This window comes from Kitasatospora sp. NPDC058406 (assembly GCF_042722765.1).
In the GTDB taxonomy this organism is placed as follows: domain Bacteria; phylum Actinomycetota; class Actinomycetes; order Streptomycetales; family Streptomycetaceae; genus Kitasatospora.
Window position 1 is genome coordinate 1 of sequence record NZ_JBHXKE010000480.1, and the last position, 2,114, is coordinate 2,114.

The window sequence follows — 2,114 nt, forward strand, 5'->3', positions numbered from 1 at the left end:
GCGCCGCCCGATCGCGGGCTGCCGCCCGGTCGGGACGGCGATCGCCGGCGGCCACGGCGTAGGGGGATTGGGCCGAGTCCGCGGGCGCGCGACGTCGTGTTCCGGCGCGTCGCCGGGCGCTGAGCCGTGTCGTGCGGCGCGGCGCGGTGCTCCCCGCGCCGCGTCGCGCTGCGCCGCGTGCGGGGAGCCGGGGGATCAGTTGGCGCGGTCGAAGTCGATCGCGCTGTAGGCCCGCAGCTTGGACAGCTTGTGGGTGGAGTGGATCTCCCGGATGGTGCCGCTCTTGGAACGCATGACCAGCGAGCTGGTGGTGGCGGTCTCCTGGCGGTAGTGCACCCCGCGCAGCAGCTCGCCGTCGGTGATGCCGGTGGCGACGAAGAACACGTTCTCGCCGCTGACCAGGTCGTCGGTGCTGAGCACGCGGTCGAGGTCGTGGCCCGCGTCGACGGCCTTCTGGCGCTCGGCGTCGTCCTTGGGCCAGAGACGGCCCTGGATCACGCCGCCCATGCACTTCATCGCGCAGGCCGCGATGATGCCCTCGGGGGTGCCGCCGACGCCCATCAGCAGGTCGACGCCGGTGCCCTCGCGGGCGGCCATGATGGCGCCCGCGACGTCTCCGTCGGAGATGTACTTGATCCGGGCGCCCGCCTCGCGGATCTCCCGGATCAGGCCCTGGTGGCGCGGGCGGTCGAGGACGACCACGGTCACGTCCTCGACGGCGATGCCCTTGGCCTTGGCGACCCGGCGGATGTTGACGGCGGTCGGGGCGGTGATGTCGACGAAGTCGGCCGCCTCGGGCCCGGTGACGAGCTTGTCCATGTAGAAGACGGCGCTCGGGTCGAACATGGTGCCGCGGTCGGCGACGGCCAGCACGGCGACGGCGTTGTTCATGCCCTTCGCGGTGAGGGTGGTCCCGTCGACCGGGTCCACCGCGACGTCGCACTCGGCGCCGGTGCCGTCGCCGACCCGCTCGCCGTTGTACAGCATCGGGGCCTCGTCCTTCTCGCCCTCTCCGATGACGACGACGCCGTTCATCGAGACGGTGGAGACGAGGGTGCGCATGGCCTTGACGGCGGCGCCGTCGGCGCCGTTCTTGTCGCCGCGGCCGACCCAGCGGCCGGCGGCCATCGCGGCCGCCTCGGTGACCCGGACGAGTTCGAGTGCGAGGTTCCGGTCGGGCGCCTCCGGCGCCACCTCGAGGGAGCTGGGAAGGTTGTGCGGGTACTGCGTGGTCATCGTCGTTACCTCTCTGTACGCGACGGCCAGTGAGCGCCCGACTACTGCCTGGTCGAACGCCGTGGTGAGGGTCCTGCGATCGTATCTGCCCACGAGATGACTGTCTGTGGCGCGGGTCGCCACGGGCCGACGGGACCGGCAGGTCCGGCCCCCGTTCACCCGTACGCGGATACCCCCGGGTGGTGCCCGCGGGGGGTCGATGAGTCACCATGTGGGGGTGGCAGGAGAGAGCAAGGGCATGAGGGGCCGGCAGACCGTGCGGGACATGGTCCTGTCGATGCTGGCGGTCGGCGCGGTGGTCTGGGTCGGGTACCTGTTCCTTCCGCACGACGCGGGCGGCGACGGGGTGCGGACGGTCGAGTACAAGGTGGCCGCGGCCTCGGCGAAGCGCGCCGCGCCGTACCCGCTGCTCTCCCCGGAGGGCCTTCCCGCGCAGTGGCGGGCCACGTCGGTGTCCTACAACCCGGCGTCGCTCGGCGGCGGCAAGGGCAACGCCTGGCACCTGGGCTTCGTCACCCCGTCCGGCCAGTACGCGGCGGTGGAGCAGAGCGACGCCCCGCGTGACGCGGTGCTCGACTCCGCGGTGGCGGGCGGCAAGCCGGACGGCACCGCGGAGGTGGCCGGCCGGACCTGGGAGCGGCTGCAGGGCGCCAAGTCCCGTGCGATCGCCGTCCAGGAGGGCGGCGGCACCACCGTCCTGACCGGTACCGCCTCCTACGAGGAGCTGGCGGAGCTGGCGCAGGCGCTCAAGTAGCCCGCCGGCCGGCCCCGCCCCGCCGGCCCCGCCCCGCCGGCCCCGCTCCACCCGGAGCGGTGGGGCCGCGGGCCGCAGGGCCTCCCCGGACGACGAGAAGGGCCCCGCACCGGTGTGCGGGGCC

The 2,114-nt window shown here is 73.8% G+C and carries 2 protein-coding genes; one reads left to right on the forward strand and one right to left on the reverse strand.

Annotated elements, in window-relative coordinates; genetic code table 11:
- Positions 1-195 precede the first annotated feature (195 nt).
- Positions 196-1,236 (reverse strand): class II fructose-bisphosphatase, encoded by a 1,041-nt coding sequence (gene glpX, locus ACFWOG_RS40690; RefSeq protein WP_329876194.1) that lies wholly within the window; start codon positions 1,234-1,236, stop codon positions 196-198.
- A gap of 217 nt (positions 1,237-1,453) precedes the next feature.
- Between glpX and ACFWOG_RS40695 the strand changes: the two genes are divergently transcribed.
- A complete protein-coding gene (locus tag ACFWOG_RS40695) occupies positions 1,454-1,990 on the forward strand; it encodes a DUF4245 domain-containing protein (protein WP_329949341.1) in 537 nt (178 codons plus the stop codon).
- The last annotated feature ends 124 nt before the right edge of the window (positions 1,991-2,114 follow it).